General features: G+C 43.6%; 19 protein-coding genes and 1 tRNA gene. 8 read left to right on the top strand and 12 right to left on the bottom strand.

Annotated elements, in window-relative coordinates:
- Positions 1–21 precede the first annotated feature (21 nt).
- Together ubiD and ABWV45_RS07095 are read left to right on the top strand one after the other, a co-directional pair.
- Complete coding sequence (ubiD, locus tag ABWV45_RS07100; protein ID WP_353350098.1) at positions 22–1,500, top strand: 4-hydroxy-3-polyprenylbenzoate decarboxylase; 1,479 nt, start codon at positions 22–24, stop codon at positions 1,498–1,500.
- Between the two features lie 196 nt (positions 1,501–1,696).
- A complete protein-coding gene (locus tag ABWV45_RS07095; protein WP_353350096.1) occupies positions 1,697–2,674 on the top strand; it encodes a 2Fe-2S iron-sulfur cluster-binding protein in 978 nt (325 codons plus the stop codon).
- 58 nt (positions 2,675–2,732) lie between these two features.
- Here ABWV45_RS07095 and ABWV45_RS07090 read toward each other — a convergent pair whose 3' ends face one another.
- A complete protein-coding gene (locus ABWV45_RS07090; protein WP_353350094.1) occupies positions 2,733–3,518 on the bottom strand; it encodes an SDR family oxidoreductase in 786 nt (261 codons plus the stop codon).
- A 280-nt stretch (positions 3,519–3,798) separates the two neighbouring features.
- Between ABWV45_RS07090 and ABWV45_RS07085 the strand changes: the two genes are divergently transcribed.
- A complete protein-coding gene (locus ABWV45_RS07085; RefSeq protein ID WP_353350092.1) occupies positions 3,799–3,945 on the top strand; it encodes a hypothetical protein in 147 nt (48 codons plus the stop codon).
- A 357-nt stretch (positions 3,946–4,302) separates the two neighbouring features.
- Here the strand turns inward: ABWV45_RS07085 and ABWV45_RS07080 are convergent.
- The 7 genes from ABWV45_RS07080 to ABWV45_RS07050 all read right to left on the bottom strand — a co-directional run bounded on the left by ABWV45_RS07080 (position 4,303) and on the right by ABWV45_RS07050 (position 10,020).
- Positions 4,303–4,378 (bottom strand) — tRNA-Phe (locus tag ABWV45_RS07080).
- 104 nt (positions 4,379–4,482) lie between these two features.
- A complete protein-coding gene (locus ABWV45_RS07075) occupies positions 4,483–4,758 on the bottom strand; it encodes an oxidative damage protection protein (protein ID WP_353350090.1) in 276 nt (91 codons plus the stop codon).
- Positions 4,755–5,789, bottom strand: coding sequence for an A/G-specific adenine glycosylase (mutY, locus tag ABWV45_RS07070; RefSeq protein WP_353350088.1), 1,035 nt, complete (start codon positions 5,787–5,789; stop codon positions 4,755–4,757). The genes ABWV45_RS07075 and mutY overlap by 4 nt, the downstream gene beginning before the upstream one ends.
- A gap of 15 nt (positions 5,790–5,804) precedes the next feature.
- Positions 5,805–8,210: an EAL domain-containing protein gene (locus tag ABWV45_RS07065; protein WP_353350086.1), complete on the bottom strand. Its 2,406-nt coding sequence runs from the start codon at positions 8,208–8,210 to the stop codon at positions 5,805–5,807.
- The gene (locus ABWV45_RS07060; RefSeq protein ID WP_353350084.1) at positions 8,207–8,752 is read right to left on the bottom strand and encodes a YfiR family protein; all 546 of its coding nucleotides are present in this window, start codon (positions 8,750–8,752) and stop codon (positions 8,207–8,209) included. Before ABWV45_RS07060 ends, ABWV45_RS07065 begins: the two co-directional genes overlap by 4 nt.
- A gap of 136 nt (positions 8,753–8,888) precedes the next feature.
- Positions 8,889–9,485 carry an MlaC/ttg2D family ABC transporter substrate-binding protein gene (locus tag ABWV45_RS07055; RefSeq protein ID WP_353350082.1) on the bottom strand — a complete coding sequence of 199 codons (597 nt, stop codon included), beginning with the start codon at positions 9,483–9,485 and terminating at the stop codon, positions 8,889–8,891.
- Between the two features lie 97 nt (positions 9,486–9,582).
- The gene (locus tag ABWV45_RS07050) at positions 9,583–10,020 is read right to left on the bottom strand and encodes an acetyl-CoA sensor PanZ family protein (RefSeq protein ID WP_353350080.1); all 438 of its coding nucleotides are present in this window, start codon (positions 10,018–10,020) and stop codon (positions 9,583–9,585) included.
- A gap of 159 nt (positions 10,021–10,179) precedes the next feature.
- Between ABWV45_RS07050 and hisB the strand changes: the two genes are divergently transcribed.
- The 3 genes from hisB (at position 10,180) to hisF (ending at position 12,920) form a co-directional block, all read left to right on the top strand.
- A complete protein-coding gene (hisB, locus tag ABWV45_RS07045) occupies positions 10,180–10,773 on the top strand; it encodes an imidazoleglycerol-phosphate dehydratase HisB (protein WP_353350078.1) in 594 nt (197 codons plus the stop codon).
- 356 nt (positions 10,774–11,129) lie between these two features.
- The gene (hisH, locus tag ABWV45_RS07040) at positions 11,130–11,789 is read left to right on the top strand and encodes an imidazole glycerol phosphate synthase subunit HisH (protein WP_353350076.1); all 660 of its coding nucleotides are present in this window, start codon (positions 11,130–11,132) and stop codon (positions 11,787–11,789) included.
- Positions 11,790–12,146: 357 nt separating this feature from the next.
- Positions 12,147–12,920, top strand: coding sequence for an imidazole glycerol phosphate synthase subunit HisF (gene hisF / locus ABWV45_RS07035; RefSeq protein ID WP_353350074.1), 774 nt, complete (start codon positions 12,147–12,149; stop codon positions 12,918–12,920).
- Positions 12,921–13,193: 273 nt separating this feature from the next.
- On the opposite strand, the gene ABWV45_RS07030 is transcribed toward hisF, so the two are convergent.
- Both ABWV45_RS07030 and ABWV45_RS07025 read right to left on the bottom strand, forming a co-directional pair.
- Positions 13,194–13,916, bottom strand: coding sequence for a LytR/AlgR family response regulator transcription factor (locus tag ABWV45_RS07030; RefSeq protein ID WP_353350072.1), 723 nt, complete (start codon positions 13,914–13,916; stop codon positions 13,194–13,196).
- The gene (locus ABWV45_RS07025; protein ID WP_353350070.1) at positions 13,913–14,965 is read right to left on the bottom strand and encodes a sensor histidine kinase; all 1,053 of its coding nucleotides are present in this window, start codon (positions 14,963–14,965) and stop codon (positions 13,913–13,915) included. Before ABWV45_RS07025 ends, ABWV45_RS07030 begins: the two co-directional genes overlap by 4 nt.
- Before the next feature lie 197 nt (positions 14,966–15,162).
- On the opposite strand from ABWV45_RS07025, the gene argH reads away from it, so the two are divergent.
- Positions 15,163–16,554, top strand: a complete 1,392-nt coding sequence (gene argH / locus ABWV45_RS07020; protein ID WP_353350068.1) for an argininosuccinate lyase — start codon at positions 15,163–15,165, stop codon at positions 16,552–16,554.
- Between the two features lie 144 nt (positions 16,555–16,698).
- On the top strand, positions 16,699–17,232 hold the full coding sequence (locus ABWV45_RS07015) for an NMCC_0638 family (lipo)protein (protein ID WP_353350066.1): 534 nt from the start codon (positions 16,699–16,701) through the stop codon (positions 17,230–17,232).
- A gap of 139 nt (positions 17,233–17,371) precedes the next feature.
- On the opposite strand, the gene ridA is transcribed toward ABWV45_RS07015, so the two are convergent.
- On the bottom strand, positions 17,372–17,752 hold the full coding sequence (ridA, locus tag ABWV45_RS07010; protein ID WP_353350064.1) for a deaminase RidA: 381 nt from the start codon (positions 17,750–17,752) through the stop codon (positions 17,372–17,374).
- Positions 17,753–17,923: 171 nt separating this feature from the next.
- Positions 17,924–20,053 (bottom strand): RelA/SpoT family protein, encoded by a 2,130-nt coding sequence (locus ABWV45_RS07005; protein ID WP_353350062.1) that lies wholly within the window; start codon positions 20,051–20,053, stop codon positions 17,924–17,926.
- Positions 20,054–20,091: the final 38 nt, after the last annotated feature.

The raw sequence follows: 20,091 nt of genomic DNA, 5'->3' as shown, positions 1-20,091 counted from the left end.
TCTTACATCTCACATACATATATGAAATACAAAGACCTACGCGACTTCATCTCTCAACTGGAAAAACAAGGCGAACTAAAACGCATTAGCATGCCCATTGATCCAAAGTTAGAGATGACCGAAATTTGCGACCGCACATTGCGTGCTGGTGGCCCTGCCCTATTGTTTGAAAACCCAATCGGCTCAGATGTTCCCGTACTGGCTAATTTATTTGGCACCCCTAAGCGGGTTGCCATGGGCATGGGTGAATCCAGCGTAGAAGCGTTGCGTGAAGTGGGTAAACTATTAGCATTTTTAAAAGAACCCGAGCCACCAAAAGGGTTAAAAGATGCATGGTCTAAACTACCTATCTTAAAAAAAGTATTAAGCCTGAATGCCAAAGTCGTAAAAAAAGCCCCCTGCCAAGAAATCATATTGGAAGGTGACGACGTAGATTTATCTCAATTACCCATACAGCATTGCTGGCCAGGTGATGCGGCGCCTTTAGTGACTTGGCCGCTGGTGATTACCAAAGGCCCAAACAAAGATCGCCACAACCTTGGTATTTATCGCCAGCAAGTGATCGGCAAAAACAAACTGATTATGCGCTGGTTAAGTCACCGCGGAGGCGCCTTAGATTTCCGCGAATTCCAAGAACAAAATCCGGGTGAACCTTATCCAGTTTCCGTGGCATTAGGGGCTGACCCTGCCACCATTTTAGGGGCTGTTACACCCGTACCCGATACCCTATCGGAATACGCCTTTGCCGGTTTATTGCGCGATAGTCGCACCGAGGTAATCAAATCCATTGGTAATGACTTAATGGTACCTGCCAGCGCTGAATACATTTTAGAAGGGTTCATCTACCCTGATGACATGGCTGACGAAGGGCCGTTTGGGGATCACACGGGTTATTACAACGAGGTGGACCAATTCCCAGTATTTACCGTTGAGCGTATTACCCACAGAAAAGACCCAATCTACCACAGCACGTATACAGGCCGCCCACCTGATGAACCGGCTATTTTAGGGGTGGCATTAAACGAAGTTTTTGTACCTATTTTGCAAAAGCAATTTCCTGAAATTACCGACTTCTACTTACCTCCTGAAGGCTGTAGTTATCGCATGGCAATTGTAACCATTAAGAAACAATATCCGGGCCACGCTAAACGCGTCATGCTAGGGGTTTGGTCGTTTTTGCGCCAGTTTATGTACACCAAATTTGTGATTGTCACTGATGACGATGTAAACGCCCGAGATTGGAATGATGTAATTTGGGCCATCACCACCCGCATGGACCCAACTCGCGATACCACATTGATTGATAATACCCCCATCGATTATTTGGACTTTGCCTCGCCAGTTTCTGGCCTTGGCAGCAAAATGGGCCTAGATGCCACCAATAAGTGGGAAGGGGAAACCGACCGTGAATGGGGCGTGCCCATTGTCATGGACAAAGCAGTGATTGAAAAAGTCGACAGTATTTGGGATGAACTCAACATTTTGGATAATCCATCCTAAACTTAAGGGCTCCGCTGGCCAATACGGAATAAACTCTGGCCTTAATAGATGGCCTTAATAAACATTCAAGTTCAAGGCGAATTTTTAAAGATCTAATGGATTAAATCAAAAAAAATCAACACAGAAAGTGGGTTTCTAGTAAGGCCCCAGCGGGCGCGGAATGTGCAGAGTCATGCCGTATTGGCCAGAGGAGCCCATGACACACCAAATACTGATTCAACCAAAAGGGCTGGTATTTACCGCCCAAGAAAACGAAAGCATTTTGGATGCCGCCACAAAGGCGGGCATCACCATTCGTAAAAGTTGCGATAATGGCGTGTGCGAAATTTGCCGCGCTCATTTGATTGCAGGGGTTGTCAACACACCTCAAGGCAAACGCAACGCGGATCATCCCGATGCAAACCCATTACTTTGCTGCGTATCAAAACCCTGCAGCGACCTAATATTGGAGCTAGACAAGGTGCTAGGACCTGGCGAAATTGCCCTGCAACACGTTGCATTTCAAATAAAAGACATCACCCCATTAAACGAAGAGGTTTATCAGGTGGACTTATTAGCCCCAGCAGGCAAGCCTATTAGCTACCATGCCGGGCAATATCTTGAACTCTTAATCGACGGCGGCGAATACCCTTTCACCATCGCCAGTGCGCCTAATGATCGCCACATAGAGCTTCACATTGGTGTCAGCAGTGACAACCAATCTAGCCAAACCATCATCGAGCATTTAAAAAACGAACCCACTGTGCGCGCACGTTTGCCTAAAGGGGATGTATGGTTAAAAACAGAAGCCGACCAATTCAATCTTCATGATCCATTGGTATTTATAGTGGCGGGCACAGGCTTCGCTCAAGCCAAAGCCATGATTGAAGAACAGCTCAAACATCAACACAGTGCTATTTATTTATACTGGATCAACAAAGAAGAGTCTGGGTTTTACTCAACATTGGCACACACTTGGGCCGAACAAGGTTTGATCCATTACCAAGCCATTTGCCAAGACGAAGCCGTTGAAGACGCCATCACTAATGAACTCACTACGTTAAAAAACATAAAAGCAGTGGCCTGCGGCGGCCCTAATTTTGTGTACAGCGTATTAACGGGTTTAGAGAAACACGGTTTTAAGCAGACTCAAATGCTAAGTGATGTATTTGCTTATGCTCCAAGGCCGGAATAGTCGCTATTAACCGCAGGTGAACCCATAGTTGCCGCCAATATGAATCTAATTAAAATCGTTATGCTTTGGCGGCCAGTTTGAACGCCAAATTGGGGAAAAACCGCTTAATCTTCAAAGCCAACATGGATTTGCCTTCGCCCACCGCTATTTCCTTTCTGCCTTTATTCATTTGACGAACAATAATCCCAGCGCATTTGTTCACATCCATGCCGTTGGCGATGTCATCATCGTCAATACCAAAACTCTTGCCACTGCCTGTCACCGCATTTTTAGATACATCGGTTTTAATGAACCCTGGGGTAATGGTGCTCACCTGTATTCCGTACTGAGCCACCTCAACACGCAAGGCATCAAAAAAGCCCATCACCGCATGTTTAGCCGCACAATAACCGGTACGCAGTTTAACACCCACTTTACCTGCCACGCTGGAAGTCACTGCAATGTGGCCAGAACCCTGCTTCACCATAATCGGCAGTACCTGTTTAGTCAGGGCAATTTGCCCTAGCACATCCACATCTAATAAGGTTTTATAAACAGAAAGATCGGTATCCAAACATAAAGAACGCTGAGAAATACCCGCGTTATTGATCAATACATCAATGGTTTTGAAATGAGCCGTCACCGCAAATACTTTTTCCGCCATTGAGTCATGCTCTGTCACATCCATCGGCAGTACAAGCACATCCGCATCGGATAAACCCAACTTTAAGCAAACCCCTTTTACACGCTGTAACTCCGCTTCACGACGAGCAGAAAGCACTAACTGATGACCTTGTTTTGAGTATTCTTTAGCGAGAGCTTCGCCAATACCGGAGGAGGCTCCGGTGATCCAGACAACTGACATAGAGAACCTGTTTGATTTTATTATTTTTAGTACGCCCAGAGTGCCACGATAGCCACATTCAAAGCAAGGCTGTAAATAGTAACCGCATACCCTGAATTCAGTCTTATGAAAGTTTTCACCTATGATTAATACCTGTTTGATTTTATTATTTTTAGTACGCCCAGAGTGCCACGATAGCCACATTCAAAGCAAGGCTGTAAATAGTAACCGCATACCCTGAATTCAGTCTTATGAAAGTTTTCACCTATGATTAATAGATGTTGAGTTAAGTTAGCCCAGTATGATTACTAGTAACATATCCAAAGCAATCGCACGCTATTATGTACGCCTCAAACTTGAAGAAATGGCGCGTCTTGCTTACAAGAAAGGCGATATGGAAAGCTATAAGAAATATCAGGTGCTGCTGAAAAAACTAACTGAAAAATAAATGAACAACTGGCAAGAAAAAACCATCTCATGTAACTGCTTTTGAGAAGTTCTGGATGGTTCCTTACTGGAGTGAAAGCCGGAATCTATTTCGTTAAAAGCTTACCAGAGTGATAGGTTACGGCCTCGCTTCGCTCGACCTAACACCATCCTACAGTTGAAGATCACGTCGAACCTTTAAGAACAAAAGACAAAACGGATACTTCAGACGCGTCTTACGTCTCCCATTTTACATCTCACGTATTAGAAAGATTGTGTCGAAGCGCGGTGGTTCTCATCCGTCCACTGGGCAAAGAATTTAATTTAAGGTGTTCTAAAACGAAAAATCCCCGCTAGAAGCGAGGATTTAAAATTAGGATGGTGCCCAGAGGCGGAATCGAACCACCGACACGAGGATTTTCAATCCTCTGCTCTACCGACTGAGCTATCTGGGCATATCAACTAAAGGCCTTGGCCTCGTTGAGGTGGCGTATTAAACCTGTATTCAGGATAAGTGTCAACCCTATAAACTATAAAAATTCGCTTAGTTTTCAGCCACTTAATCTTTGTCTTCCTCTTTATAGCCTTCTGCTTGGTCCACTTCTTCGCCAGCAAAGAACTTGGCCATTTGCCCTTGTAAGTATTTGCGGCTGGTCATGTCCATCATATTTAGGTGTTGCTCGTTGATTATGCGTGTTTGGTGCTCTAACCAGTCAAGCCATGCTTGTTTGCTGACATGATCGTATACATCCTGCCCTTTTGGGCCGGGAAACGGCGGCTTTTCTAATCCTTCGAGTTCTTTGTTAAAACGACGGCAATAAACGGTGCGACTCATAAACTTTCCAATAATTTTTTCACGGGGGCAGCTAAACCCACACTGGCTGGCTGCGCAAGGTTATACCAAAGCGTAGGAGATTGGGCTACCTGATCAATTTTTGCGTTTAGCTTCACCTTTATAGGGTGAATATCCAAATGATAGTGACTAAAAGTATGGCGGAATACGTCACTATGCTCCACTCCATTAATGTCTTGCTGTATTAGTAGTGGATGATCAAATAGTTCGTCATCAAGAGACTGCTGCGGAAATATCCACAACCCTCCCCAAATACCACTACTGGGTTGCTGTTGCAGTAGTACATCTTGTTCATGTTGTAACATTAACAGCCTGACGCTTTTAATAGGCTTTTCTTTTTTAGGTTTGCTGTGAGGAAAGTCTTTTACTCGACCTAAAGCATAGGCTTCACATTGAGTCACTAAAGGACAGATTTGGCATTTAGGTTTACTGCGCGTACATAAAGTAGCCCCTAAATCCATCATGGCTTGGGTGTAGTCCCCGGTTCGCTTTGCAGGTGTATACCGTTCTGCAATCTCCCACATACTGTCGGCCACTTTTTTGTTTCCAGGCCAGCCTTCAATGGCATGAAAGCGGCTCAAAACTCGCTTTACGTTGCCGTCTAAAATGGCGGCATGTTTTCCCATACTAATGCTGGCAATGGCTCCTGCCGTGCTGCGGCCAATTCCTGATAGGCTTTCTAGTGCTTCAACGGTTTGAGGAAATTCACCGCCATATTGCTCTACCACTGTTTGCGCACATTTGTGTAAATTGCGTGCACGGGCGTAGTAGCCTAACCCTGTCCAGTGATGCAACACTTCGTCTGTACTGGCATTTGCTAAGTCTTGAACCGTAGGAAACGACGCCATAAAGCGCTGGTAGTAAGGAATCACAGTAACCACTTGGGTTTGCTGCAACATGATTTCAGACACCCACACACGGTAAGGGGTTTTGGTGCTTTGCCAAGGTAAATCGTGACGACCGTGCTGGTCAAACCAACTTAATACGGCTTTGGAAAAATCCGATGAGCTCATGAAAAGGCTTACTAACTACAAAGACAGCAAGCCTACCTCAATAGGTCTTTGGATGTAAGACTCTAACTCGGCTGATGGCATTGGGCGGGCAATCAAATAACCTTGTCCATATTCACAGCGGTTAGCACGCAGAAAGTCGATTTGTTCTTTGGTTTCGATGCCTTCTGCAACGACTCGCAGATTCAATTTATGCGCCATGGCGATAACCGCTGCGGTAATTTCCATATCACTCACATCGTTTGGAATGTCCATTACAAATGAACGGTCTACTTTTAATACATCAATAGGGAAACGTTTCAAATAACTTAATGAAGAATAGCCTGTACCAAAGTCATCAATGGCAATTGATATGCCCATTTCTTTTACTTTACGCATGGTGAAAATAGCGTTTTCCACATGATCCATTAAAGTACTTTCAGTTATTTCTAGCTCAATGTTCTCCACCGGAAACCCTGTCATTTCAATGGTATCAACAAGGTCGTTAATTAAGTTTGGATCACTAAACTGCCTTGCTGATAAATTCACCGCCACTTTTGCGTTCTCTGGCCAAATGCCAATATCCATCAAATGTTTAACTTGCAGTAAACTCTTACGGAAAACAAATTTACCAATTGGAATAATCAGTCCGCTTTCTTCTGCCACAGGAATAAACCGATCAGGCGGGATCATGTCTTTGCCTTTAGGCTTCCAGCGTAGCAGTGCCTCCACGCCAATAAACTTGTAACTGAGTAAGTCTATTTTAGGCTGATAATAGACTACAAATTCTTCATCATTATTGACCGCATGACGTAAATCTTTTTCGATTTCTAAGTAGCCCATCATTTCATTATTCATATCTTCAGAGAAGAATTGGAAATTATTACGGCCCATGGCTTTTGCTCTATACATGGCCATATCCGCGTTACGCATGAGCTTATTAGCATCACTAGCATCGGTAGGGGCCATGGTAATACCAATACTCACTGTATTAATAATTGGTTGGTTTTTAAGGGTGATAGGCTGGCTCAAGGCTTTGAGGACCTTATCTGCTATATGGCGTACGCCATGAGTGGAGTCCACATCGCTTAATAATACGGTGAACTCATCTCCACCGATGCGACTGACCGTATCGGTTTCACGTACATTTTCACGTAGACGATTGGCTGTTTCTACCAACAGTTGATCACCTGCATCATGCCCCAAGCTATCATTAATTCGTTTAAACTGATCAAGGTCTAAAAATAGTAACGCTACAAAAGTACGCCTGCGCTTACTTTCAGCAACGGCTTTAATTAAACGGTCTTGAAATAATCGACGATTAGAAAGGCCCGTTAGCGGGTCATAGAATGCAAGGTTTTCCATTTGAAGCTGTGCATTTTTTAAGTCTGTAATGTCGCTGATTGCCCCCATGTAACCATAAACATCTCCCTTGCCATCGTGTAATACGCTGGCTTCTATAATGGTCCATGTTATTTCCCCGTGTTTTTCAAAGCCGACCTCTACAACAAACTCTTGATGGCTTTGAATCAATGCACTCCAAGCTTTTAAGGTACGGCGGCGATCTTCCGAACGAATGCGGCTCAACCAATATTCTAAACTGGTCAGCGACTCGTTAATCCCAGTGATTTCAATCCAACGGCTATTTACATAGGTAATTTGATGCTTTAAATCTATTTGGAAAATCCCCACTGGGGATAGGGTAGCTAGCTGCCTAAATTTCTCTTCGCTTGAATAGAGTCGGGCGGTTTCGGTTTCAATTTTATTCAACATGCCATTAAATACATCAGCCATGTCACCTATTTCGTCTTTTACTTCTTTTTCAGCGCGCAGACTATAGTCTTGCTGTTCAGTGATGTCCCGTGCTGTTTTAGTGATCTTTTGAATGGGTTTAAGCAACAAGTACTGTAAATATTTAGCCAGTATCATAGACAGCAACACCACGCCCATAATTACCAAGGCGATAAATACGAGTTGTTGCTGCCAGCGTTTATTCAGGCTTTCTAAACTTAGGCTCATATAGAGTGTGCCCACAGACAACCCATCTAATTCAATTGGCTCAAATATTTCGACCGTTTCTCCCAAATTTAACGCTGATTCCATAGGATTTTCAGGGCATGGCTTTTGATCCAAATGAGTAAAATGATGTACAGCAAACACTTGCTGACCGCTGTCATAAATACAAGCCATTAATACATTGGAGTTTTCCCCTAAGGCTTTGAGGTTTGACTGGGCTTGCCTAGCATCACCAAAAATTAGCGCCGCCGTACTACGGTTAGCGATAATACCTGCAAGGATACTCATGTCTTCAGTGATGCCTTTGATTTCTTGCACTCGATCGTAGCGCACTAAGGCAAAACTGCTGACCAATATTGCTAATACGGCGGTAATCACAATACTGCCAATAAGCTTGGTTTTTAAGTGTAAGGAGGGAAACCATTTCATTGCTGGTCTCCTGTTTTCACTTTACTCGCAACTTCAAGTAAGTTTGCCGCAAAAGACAAGCCCGATTGCTTTGCTAAACCAATATTTATATGCAATCGCACCCTTTGGTTTTCCAGTACAAACGCCACCATGGCTTTATCAATATGCTCGGCATCATCGGCAACCGTAAGCACAGCATGCTTACTCAACCACTGTTGAAATGCACTGGAATTTATTTTAGAAGGATTGGTAAGGATCAATAAATGACAATCAGCAGATTTCTCATAACTTGAGACAGATAACAAGCGAATGGGCTTATTAAATACGGTTCGCGCCTCCATTTTCTGTAAATTACCGCCATAAGTATTCTCGCCCAATATGCATAAGTTGAAATAATCACTTTGCTTTTTTTGCTCGGGCCAAAATACAAATTTACTTATTTGGTATAAATAAGCGGATTTGATTTGATATGTATTAAGCTCGCTGAACGCGTTACTGGATCCAAAAGTGAGACATCCAGTCGCCACAATAGCCAAGCATATATGACGCCAATACTTGGCCATATAAGATATGTTCCAAAAGCCTGTAAACAACAAAGGTAAAAGCCCTCTTATCCTTTGAGATTAGGCTGTAATCTATTTCAAATCAAACTACAGGCCTTATATAACCTGTAGTTATGAGAATCGAATAGTAAAAGGGTTAAAGCTCCACTGCGTTCAATTGAGCGATGGTGGCATCAATGCCATCACGAGCAATTTGATCGTTAAATTGGGCGCGATAAGTACGAATTAAACCCAAACCTGCGATGGTGGCATCATATACTAACCACTGGGTAGGGGATTTTTGATATAAACGATACTGTAAATTCACAGGAGAACCACCTGCCACATGAATATATGAAGTAACAATGGCTTTGTCTTTCGTTTTATTAAAACGAGTATCGCCGTATGTCACATCTTGGCCCGTATACGCTTTAAATGCGCCAGCATAAGTTTTAACTAATAAACGCTTAAAACCTTCTGTAAACTTCACTTTTTGTTCGTCGTTAATGCTACTCCAGTGCTGCCCCAATGCCAATTTAGACATACGCTCTTGATCAATAATCGGCAACATGTGGCTTTCTACTAAGTTAAGTAAAAACTCAGGACCTTGCTCTAACTTGGGTTTATTCTCAAGAATTTCAGACAGAACCACATCCGATACCGATTTAACCACCGATTTTGGATTAGTATCTTGTGCTTGAGCAGGTAAAACCAACGCAAGTAATAAACTCATTGTACTTAAAAAACGAAACATCTTGTTCTCCGTAAACTTTTGCTTTTCATTCTAGACCCCTACACTAACGGCACACAGTATTAGGTAATCAAATTATTGTTGCATATTTAAGACAATACTAATGGGCAATATAGCGCCAACCCTGTTCATATTGTACAAATCCCAGCTCATATAACCCCGATAAGCCATTATCAGGGTCTTTCACATATAGATCATATGCATTCTCTTTAGCCCACTGACACAAACGAACCATCAATTGCTTCGCGACTCCGCGCTCTCGGGTAATACTGCGTACACACAACTTATCAACTCTATATAAATATGTGTGTGCTGAGCCCTCCGGTTGCTTTATTAACCACGCAGCACACACCACTTTGTCATTAAAGCGCCCCATAGCCAGTTTACAATCTTGGCTAAGACAGTTTAAAGCCCACTGCGCATTTAATGGCTGGCCAATTTCATCCTGCCAGCCCTTAGGAGCATCATGGTAAAGTTTATCTAAGTCGATTATGTCTTGTTCACTTGGCTGAGCCAGCCAATCTAAATAAATAGGCAAGGTATTGAAATATCCGTATTCGAGTGAATTTGGGCGCCATTTTAGCCATGATTTACCTATTAGGCTACGTTAATCCTCTGGCTTTGGCATATTGAAACCCTAACCACACCCAATGGTTTAAGGTATACTGTATTTTTTTTTCACCATTGGATTTTGACCATGGCTCAGCGTACGGCGTCGGTAGAGCGCAATACCTCAGAAACCAAAATTAAAGTGTCCATCAACTTAGATGGCACAGGTAAAGCGCAATTTGATACTGGTATGTCGTTCCTAGAACACATGCTTGACCAAATTGCCCGTCACGGCATGATCGACCTAGACATCCTATGTAAAGGCGACAACCACATTGACGATCACCACAGCGCAGAAGATACAGGCATCACTTTAGGCCAAGCCTTCGCCCAAGCAGTTGGGGACAAAAAAGGCATTCGCCGTTATGGTCATGCTTATGTGCCATTAGATGAAGCTCTTAGCCGTGTGGTTATCGACTTTTCTGGCCGCCCCGGATTGGAATACAAAATTCCATTTACTCGTGGCAGTATTGGTGGCTTTGATACCGAACTGTTTTACGAGTTTTTCCAAGGATTTGTAAATCATGCCGGTGTAACGCTACACATCGACAACCTAAAAGGCCATAACGCGCATCACCAAGCCGAAACCGTATTTAAAGCGTTTGGTCGTGCATTACGCATGGCTTTAGAAGTAGACCCAAGAATGGAAGGTATTATTCCTTCTACTAAAGGTTCGCTTTAACGGGAGACGGGAGACGGGAGACGGGAGACGCAGCTAAAGTTTTCGTTTCGTTTTAGTCAACAGCGTAACCTTAATTTTGTCATTCCGGTTTCGAAGTACGAGCAAACCGGAATCCATTTTTAACTCCTAACACAATACATATTTCCGTAGGATGGGTTAGATTGAGCGAAGCGAAATCGTAACCCATCAAAAAACTTCGAATTAAATCAGCTTTTAATTTTAACTCAAACACAAAAGCTGAACTGAACGTCGCTAAGGCAAAAAAATAGAGCAACTACCAAGTGCTTAAGCACATGAAAGTTGTGAGAAATTTTATAATGCCGTATTAGCAAGACTCAGAAAGCGAGATATCTAATATGAGTAGAATATGTGCCGTCATTGACTACGGCATGGGTAACCTACACAGTGCCTCAAAAGCGCTAGAACACGTAAGCGACCACAACACCCAAGTACTTGTTACCTCTGATCCCGATCAAATTCGCCGTGCCGACCATGTGGTATTGCCCGGTGTTGGAGCCATGCGTGACTGCATGAGCGAAATTCTACGATTAGGAGTCGATCAAGTGGTCGCCGAAGTGGCAAAAACTAAGCCACTGCTCGGTATTTGTGTTGGTATGCAAGCCATGATGCATCACAGTGAAGAGAACGGCGGCGTAGAATGTTTAAAATACTTCCCCGGCAACGTGCAATTCTTTGGCGACAACTTGATTGAAACCCAAGGCACTCAACAGGGCGAAAAGTTAAAAGTTCCACACATGGGCTGGAATCAAGTATCCCAAGTTGCTCACCCAATGTGGCATAACATTGAAGACAACAGTCGTTTTTATTTTGTACACAGCTATTTTGTCACCGCAGAAAGCGAAGCGCATATCAAAGGCCGCGGTCACTATGGCAAAGATTTTGTCGCCGCTATTGGCCAAGACAATGTGTTTGCAGTGCAGTTTCACCCAGAAAAAAGCCATACCGCTGGTTTGCAGTTATTAGAGAATTTTTTGAACTGGGATGGGCAAGCGTAAACGGGAGACGGGAGACGGGAGACGGGAGACGGGAGACGCAGCTAAAGATTTCGCTTCGTTCAAGTCAAAACCTTTTCTTTGGTCATTCCGTCTTCGAAATGAAATTTCCCGTAGGATGGGTTAGGTTGAGCGAAGCGAAATCGTAACCCATCAAACATGAATAATTTAAGATGAGTTAGGCTCGCGCTAACCCATCCTACACAATTAAATAATCAGAACCATAAGCTGAACTGACCGCAGCTAAGACAAGGCAAAAAATTTAGAACAACCGCAGTGTGCTCGAGCACATGAGGATTGTGATAAATTTTTTAACGCCGTATTAGCAAGGCTCAGAAAGCGAGATACGAGCAAAACCTCATGGGATTAGCAAAAAGAATCATACCCTGCCTAGACGTCGAAGACGGCCGCGTGGTTAAAGGGGTGCAATTTGTCGACATTCGCGACGCTGGCGACCCTGTTGAAGTGGCCAAACGCTACGACGAACAAGGTGCCGATGAAATCACCTTCTTGGATATTACCGCCTCTCATGAAGGCCGTGACACCACCATTCATATGGTACAGGCCATTGCCGAACAGGTCTTTATTCCCCTTACTGTGGGCGGAGGTATTCGCGCCATTGAAGACATTCGCAACATGCTTAATGCCGGAGCCGATAAAGTCTCCATTAACAGTGCTGCAATTACCAACCCAGACTTTGTGCGCGAAGCCGCTGAGAAGTTTGGTAGCCAATGCATTGTTATTGCCATAGACGCAAAAAAAGTCAGCAGCGAAGGTGAGCCAAATAAATGGGAAATATTCACCCACGGCGGGCGCAAACCCACTGGCATCGACGCCATTGAGTGGGCAGTAAAAATGACTGACCACGGCGCTGGTGAAGTCCTTTTAACATCCATGGATAAAGACGGCGTTAAAACCGGTTTTGACATTGAATTAACACGGGCTATTTCAGAAGCGGTAAATGTGCCTGTCATTGCTTCAGGTGGTGTGGGTAACTTGCAACATTTAGCTGATGGCGTGACCCAAGGCAAAGCGGATGCTGTTTTAGCGGCTAGTATTTTTCACTTTGGTGAACATACTGTGCAAGAAGCGAAAGAGCATATGCAGGATCAAGGAATTGAGGTCAGGCTTTAACGGGAGACGGGAGACGGGAGACGGGAGACGGGAGACGGGAGACGGGAGACGGGAGACGGGAGACGCAGCTAGCGTTCTCGCGACATCAAAGTCAAAATGCTTTTCAACTCGATAAGCCAAATTTCTGTCAAACATCCTGCAAACTCAAAGCTGTACTGAGTGAAGTTTAGGCAAGGCACTTTTTTATTTTTCTGAGGCGCATAGCTCGCCTATGTAACGAAGAAAAATAAAAAATTAACGCAGCATAAACGAACCTCAGTAAGCGCCCCCTATCTACAAAGCTTTGACTAACTTACGCACCGGCGCCACATGTCGCCGCGAAATCGGCACCAGTTCATCATATCCAGTTAAACGTAGGGAAAAACTAGCGTCATCGTTTTTTTCAAATCCACTGATTGCTGTCTTGCGCACAAGTGAATTACGATGCACTCGTATAAAGTCGTCCGCAAACTCTTCTTCTAAGTCCTTCAATGGCTCGTCTATTAGTAATTCACCATCTTTGTGAATCACCGATATATACTTCTGTTCGGCTTTAAATAATAAAATGTGCTCTATAGGAATTAACTGTAATCCTTGATGGGTTTTAGCACTAATATGTGTACGACGTTCACTGGTATTTAAGGCAACCGCTTGTACTTTGTTTATTTTTTTAAGCTTAGAAAACACTGTTACTAAATCGTCTTGCCTGACTGGCTTTAGCAAGTAACCACCTGCCTGAACATTAAATGCTTCAAGCGCATATTCGTCATAGGCTGTACAAAATATAATGGCTGGAGGTGTTTCAATTTGTGAAATATGCCGAGCCGCTTCTAAACCATCCATAACCGGCATTTGAATATCTAAAAGCACCACATCGGGCAAGTATTTTTCAACGGCTTCAATGGCTTGTACTCCATTACTCACCGAGGCAATCACCTCACCTAATTGTGCTTTTTCGATAAACCGCGCTAGGCGACTGCGAGCAAGGTCTTCATCATCGACGATCAAAATTTTCATGATTCACTTGGCACTGTTTGTTGATAACTAAGGTGAATTGTAAAGCGTTCTTCCGTTTGTTCCGTATCCACCCTCGCGTCATGACCATATAAAGCCTGTAAGCGGTGGGTGATATTATCTAAGGCCATTTGATTACCCTTTTCATTGAGCTGGTGTGTATTCAAACAAACTGGATTACTCACATAAATATGTAATCTATTTTGTAGCGCCTTAATTTCAATACTCACTTCTCCCCCATGCTCGCTAGGGGCTATACCATGATAAATAGCGTTTTCAATAACCGGTTGCAGTGTTAATAATGGAATACTGGCCTGTAGGCTTGTATGCACTTGCCAATCCACTGAAAGTCGCTGACCTAAACGTAATTGCTCTATATTGATGTACTTTTTACACAGCTCAATTTCTTGGTGTAGTGAGGTTTCAGTGCCGGCCATTTTTAAACTAGCTCGAAATAATTCACTTAAATCCTCAACCGCTTGTTCAGCCTTGTCTGGGTTCGCATGAATTAAGCTAGCAATAATATTCATACTATTAAATAAAAAATGTGGGCGAATTCGGCTTTGCAGAGCCTGAACTCTAGATTGCAACTCGCTACGGGCATGCAATCGGTTTTGCATTTGCACATAAAAGTAATGTAGCAGTAACGCACCTAAAATGGCACTGACTAGCTGATTACGAATAATCCAATCCCAACCATAGTCCTCTAACATGACATAATTCAACACATATAGAGTTAATGTGCTCATCAAAAAATTTACGAGCTGTATCAGTACAAAACTCAAAAATGTGAGCTGATTTAAGGTCAACGGTGGTAATAACAAACGTAAGCGACATAAGCTAGCAGCGGATAACAACCCCACCCACTGCACATAAAACGACAATAAACCAAAGCTATCCCAACTGAAGTACTGCACCCCGCTGGTCAGCAAAATCAGTACAATCACTAATGCTTCACTAAATAGCACCAACCAAAGCAGTGAGCGTACCTGACACAGATCAGGTATCAGCTCCTTCGCATCAATCGCTTGCATTGTGGGGTTAAACGCCATGAATGAATCCTTTTATAATGGTCAAAGTCTTACCCATTCTGGCCCTAGGCTCAAGGCAAATTCGTCAAGTGGCCACATTTATAGATAAGTGGTGATTTGTCTCTGTGCGCAGTGAAGAAATTACGCATATCCTGTATAATACGCGCAATTTTTATCCGATTAGTGATCAGCCTAAGCTGAAATAAAGTGAGAGCACTATGAGCCAACCAACCAACTCCGCATGGGGTGGCCGTTTTTCTGAAGCCACCGACGCCTTTGTTCAACGTTTCACCGCGTCTGTTGAATTTGATCAACGCATGTACGCCCAAGACATCCAAGGCTCCATTGCTCATGCCACCATGTTGGCTAAAGTAGGCGTATTAACCGATGCCGAGCGTGACGACATCATCAAAGGTTTAGGTGAAATCAAAGCCGACATCGAAGCAGGTAACTTTGAATGGAGCATCGCTCTTGAAGATGTTCACATGAACATCGAAGCTGCATTAACCGCCAAAATTGGCATTACAGGTAAAAAACTACACACCGGTCGCTCACGTAATGACCAAGTGGCCACTGATATTCGTCTTTACCTACGTGATGAAATTGACCACATGAGCGCTGAAATCACGCGCTTACAAACTGGCCTAATTGAATTGGCCACTAAAGAAGCCGATACCATCATGCCGGGTTTCACTCACTTACAGACCGCGCAACCTGTTACCTTTGGCCATCACCTACTGGCTTGGAACGAAATGCTAGAACGCGACTTTGCGCGCCTGCAAGACTGTCGTAAACGCACTAACGTCATGCCATTAGGTGCCGCCGCACTTGCAGGTACCACTTACCCAATCGACCGCGCTATGACAGCCGAACTATTAGGTTTTGATGCACCAACCGAAAACAGTTTGGATAGTGTTTCCGACCGAGATTTCGCCATCGAATTCACTGCCGCTTGTGCCACCATCATGATGCACCTAAGCCGCTTTAGTGAAGAATTAGTACTTTGGGCCAGCGCCCAGTTTAACTTCATTGATTTACCAGACCGTTTTTGTACTGGCTCGTCCATCATGCCGCAGAAGAAAAACCCTGACGTACCTGAATTAGTACGTGGTAAAGCAGGCCGTATTTTTGGCCATTTGATTGGTTTATTAACCTTAATGAAGTCCCAGCCTTTGGCTTATAACAAAGACAATCAAGAAGACAAAGAACCATTATTCGATACCATCGACAACGTGGGCGGCAGCTTACGTGCTTTTGCTGACATGATGCCGTTTGTAGTTTCTAAAAAAGAAGTCATGCGCGAAGCGGCACTACGTGGTTTCTCAACGGCCACCGATTTAGCCGACTACCTAGTGCGTAAAGGGGTTGCCTTCCGTGATTCCCACGAGATTGTAGGCAGCGCTGTGGGTTATGGCGTAAAAACTGGAAAAGATTTAGGTGAGATGTCACTTGAAGAATTACAACAGTTTGGCGACATGATTACCGACGACGTATTTGAAGTACTGACTCTTGAAGGTTCTGTTTCTGCCCGTGATCATTTAGGGGGGACAGCACCGAATCAAGTACGTGCAGCGGCGAAGCGTGCGGCGGAGAAGATTGCGAAGCGCTAGATGCTAGATGCTAGATGCTAGATGCTAGATGCTAGAATAGAAAACCGCTTTGTCTTGAAAGAGAAAGCGGTTTTTTATTAGTGATTTATAAAAATCTTGTTAACCTGATAAACAATATGATTAATAATCCATTCAAGGAAGACAATGAAATCAATTAACATATTCCTACTTCTTGTATTATTTTCTACTTCAAGCTATTCAGCAGAAAATACGAATTCTAACAAGCAAGCAGAACATGCAAGTAAACTTTTCTTTTCCGTTTGCGTTCCATCAAAAGGTAATGCTCAAAATATCCCAACAGCAGTAAAGCCTTTCAACATGCAATTTATGAACGCAAGAGCGACCCAACATTTTGTCGGTTCTTCGACAGCTTCAGCTTGGCTTCAGCATAAATATGATGGCAGTTATATAGTTAGTTCGGACAAGGGTGTTTGTACCGTAATGTCTCGGTTTAATGATAAAGAACATCTATTATCACTTGTGAATGATTTTTTACCTAATGGCGAAGGTGGTTACACCACAAAAAAAGTAGATACAAAAAATAGTGGTTACCTAACAACTGTATCATATTTAATTACTGCTAAAGACGGCACAAACTATCGAGTTGTAGTTAGTTCATCAGACCAGCCAAAAATTAAATTGCAGGGCATGATCTCATATCAGCGTGTGAATCATTAACAACAAACTAACGCGTAGAGAGTAGACCTATTTACTAATGATTACCCCACTAAAAAGCCCCTATAATTGCTAAATCATAGGGGCTTTTTAAGAAGAGTTACGATAACTTTAGTGCGTCTTACGTCTCACATCTTCCGTCCTACGGCAGCTCTAACACGCCATCCATTTCCACTTCCGCAGCTTTGGGTAATGCTGAAATTTGCACCGCCGCGCGAGCGGGATAAGGCTGCTCAAAATATTCAGCCATGATGGCATTTACTTTAGCGAAGTTACCTAAATCAGTTAGGAAGATGTTTAACTTAGCGATGTCTTGTAGCGAACCGCCAGCGGCTTCACATACTGCTGTTAAGTTATCAAATACACGACGTACGTTGTCTTCAAAGGTGCCGCCAACCATTTCCATGGTTTCAGGTACTAATGGGATTTGCCCAGAAAGATAAACGGTTTTGCCCACTTTTACAGCTTGCGAATAAGTACCAATAGCTTGCGGGGCTTTATCTGTGTTGATGATTTCTTTCATGATTTTCTCTGTTTTTTAAAATTATAAGGTGTACTAAAGAAGTTACGAGAGCGTTATGAGCAAAACTTAGACAAGGCAAAAATTATTTTTTATAAGGCGCATAGATAAACTATGTAACGAATAAAAAATAATTTTTAACGACGTATAAGTGAGCGCAATAGCTCTTATTAATTAAGCGGAATTTTTAAGACGAGTAATCTTACTCACCCCAGTATTCTTACGCAATTTACGGATAACCTGCGCTAAATGAACCCTGTCGTGAACACCTATACGCAACGTCACCACACTGAGTTTTGCGTCTTTATCGTCAACCGTAATTTGTTCCAGATTACCATCCGCCCATGACACAGCAGACGCCAATTGCGCAACCAAACCGCGAGTGTTTTCTACCCAAGCACGCAAGGTAACGGAGAAGTCTTCTTTAATTCCGTCATCCCAGTTAAGCGGTATGCACTTGTCAGTTTGATCAATCAACTCCAGCATGTTTTTACAAGTATTGGTATGTACCACCAGCCCACGACCAGAGGTGGAGAAACCAACGATTTGATCACCTGGAATTGGGCTACAGCATTTTGCGTAACTGACCACTCCCCCTTCTTTGCCATTGATACTAAATACACCTTGGCTATTGATGGAGCTTACGCCGTCTTCTTTGCCTAATACAAATACCGCCAAGCGACGGGCAATGGCTTGTGGTGCTCTGGCACCTAAACCAATATCTTCAAATAGGCTATCGAGCTGCTTAACGTTAAACTCTTTTGTTAAATGCTCTAAATGAATGGCATCAATCTCATCTAAATTCAGATGGAACATGCTTAACGCACTTGATAGTAAGCGACGACCAAGACTCACCGACTCATCTTGTTTTTGGTTTTTCAAATAGTGCCTTATATTACTGCGCGCTTTTGACGTCACCACGAAGTTTAACCACGATGGGTTAGGGGATGCCCCCGGTGCGGTAATGATTTCAACACTTTGACCACTGGAAAGTTTGGTACTTAGAGGCGCAAGTTGATGATCAATACGACACCCCACACAAGAGTTGCCCACATCGGTATGCACGCTGTAAGCAAAATCTACCACAGTACTGTCTTTGGGCATTTCGACAATGCGGCCTTTTGGCGTGAAGATATAAATATCATCTGGGAATAAATCCACTTTCACGCTTTCAATAAATTCTTGTGGGTTACCTGCACGTTGTTGCAGCTCTAATAAACCTTGTACCCACTGACGTGCGCGCTGACTGCCTTTTAGTTGATTATCCCCTTCGTCATCTTTGTAAAGCCAATGGGCTGCGATGCCGTTATGGGCCATGGCTTCCATTTCTTCGGTGCGAATTTGAATTTCAATGTGCACCCCGCCTAACCCAACAACCGCTGTATGCAGAGATTGATATCCGTTGGCTTTGGGAATGGCGATGTAATCTTTAAATCGGCCCGGTACGGGTTTGTATTGGTTATGGATAAAACCCAGTGCCCGATAGCAGCTGTCAACGTTATCCACAATGATGCGGAAACCGTAAACATCCATAATTTGTTTGAAGGATTTTTTTTGTTCCTTCATTTTGCGATAAATACTGTATAGGTGTTTTTCACGTCCTATCACGCGGGCTTTTAGGCCTTCTTCTTTTAAACGCTTTTTAATGGACTGACTGATTTTATCCACTAACTCGCTGCGATTCCCACGAGCTGCTTTTACCGCTTTGCGAATCATGTTGCTGCGCATAGGGTGTTTAGCGTTAAAGCATAAGTCTTCTAACTCAATACGAATGTTACTGATGCCCAGACGATTGGCGATAGGGGCATAGATTTCGAGGGTTTCGCGGGCGATACGGCGTTTTTTCTCTGGGGGCATGGAATCCAGAGTGCGCATATTGTGCAGACGGTCGGCAAGTTTAACCAGAATAACTCGAATATCACGGGCCATGGCCATGGCCATTTTTTGAAAGTTACCCGCTTGTTTTTCTTCTTGGCTTTCAAACTTAATGTGAGTCAGTTTACTCACACCATCAACCAACTCCGAAACGGTTTCGCCGAACTGTTGCTCAAGGGCTTCTTTAGGTACGGCGGTATCTTCAATCACGTCGTGCAGCATGGCAGCCATCAGGCTTTGTGGGTCCATGTGCATTTCAGAAAGGATATTGGCCACTGCCAGTGGATGGACAATATATGGATCACCACTACGACGATACTGGCCCTCATGGGCTTGTTCGGCATAATAGTAAGCGCGGCAAACCTGATTGATTTGCTCGGGCTCAAGATAGCTGCTTAGGCGCTCGGCCAATGCATCTACTGTAGGCACCCTTTACCTCCTAATACTGGCTGGCAAAGTAAGGATGC

Source organism: Oceaniserpentilla sp. 4NH20-0058, assembly GCF_040371755.1.
In the GTDB taxonomy this organism is placed as follows: domain Bacteria; phylum Pseudomonadota; class Gammaproteobacteria; order Pseudomonadales; family Oceanobacteraceae; genus Bermanella.
The sequence above is the reverse complement of the archived record's forward strand: the minus strand, read 5'-3'. Positions and strand labels throughout refer to the sequence as shown.

Coding starts and splice junctions, on each gene's coding strand:
- ubiD (WP_353350098.1), top strand. CDS start 22: ATGAAATACAAAGACCTACGCGACTTCATCTCTCAACTGGAAAAACAA.
- ABWV45_RS07095 (WP_353350096.1), top strand. CDS start 1,697: ATGACACACCAAATACTGATTCAACCAAAAGGGCTGGTATTTACCGCC.
- ABWV45_RS07090 (WP_353350094.1), bottom strand. CDS start 3,518: ATGTCAGTTGTCTGGATCACCGGAGCCTCCTCCGGTATTGGCGAAGCT.
- ABWV45_RS07085 (WP_353350092.1), top strand. CDS start 3,799: ATGATTACTAGTAACATATCCAAAGCAATCGCACGCTATTATGTACGC.
- ABWV45_RS07075 (WP_353350090.1), bottom strand. CDS start 4,758: ATGAGTCGCACCGTTTATTGCCGTCGTTTTAACAAAGAACTCGAAGGA.
- mutY (WP_353350088.1), bottom strand. CDS start 5,789: ATGAGCTCATCGGATTTTTCCAAAGCCGTATTAAGTTGGTTTGACCAG.
- ABWV45_RS07065 (WP_353350086.1), bottom strand. CDS start 8,210: ATGAAATGGTTTCCCTCCTTACACTTAAAAACCAAGCTTATTGGCAGT.
- ABWV45_RS07060 (WP_353350084.1), bottom strand. CDS start 8,752: ATGGCCAAGTATTGGCGTCATATATGCTTGGCTATTGTGGCGACTGGA.
- ABWV45_RS07055 (WP_353350082.1), bottom strand. CDS start 9,485: ATGTTTCGTTTTTTAAGTACAATGAGTTTATTACTTGCGTTGGTTTTA.
- hisB (WP_353350078.1), top strand. CDS start 10,180: ATGGCTCAGCGTACGGCGTCGGTAGAGCGCAATACCTCAGAAACCAAA.
- hisH (WP_353350076.1), top strand. CDS start 11,130: ATGAGTAGAATATGTGCCGTCATTGACTACGGCATGGGTAACCTACAC.
- hisF (WP_353350074.1), top strand. CDS start 12,147: ATGGGATTAGCAAAAAGAATCATACCCTGCCTAGACGTCGAAGACGGC.
- ABWV45_RS07030 (WP_353350072.1), bottom strand. CDS start 13,916: ATGAAAATTTTGATCGTCGATGATGAAGACCTTGCTCGCAGTCGCCTA.
- ABWV45_RS07025 (WP_353350070.1), bottom strand. CDS start 14,965: ATGGCGTTTAACCCCACAATGCAAGCGATTGATGCGAAGGAGCTGATA.
- argH (WP_353350068.1), top strand. CDS start 15,163: ATGAGCCAACCAACCAACTCCGCATGGGGTGGCCGTTTTTCTGAAGCC.
- ABWV45_RS07015 (WP_353350066.1), top strand. CDS start 16,699: ATGAAATCAATTAACATATTCCTACTTCTTGTATTATTTTCTACTTCA.
- ridA (WP_353350064.1), bottom strand. CDS start 17,752: ATGAAAGAAATCATCAACACAGATAAAGCCCCGCAAGCTATTGGTACT.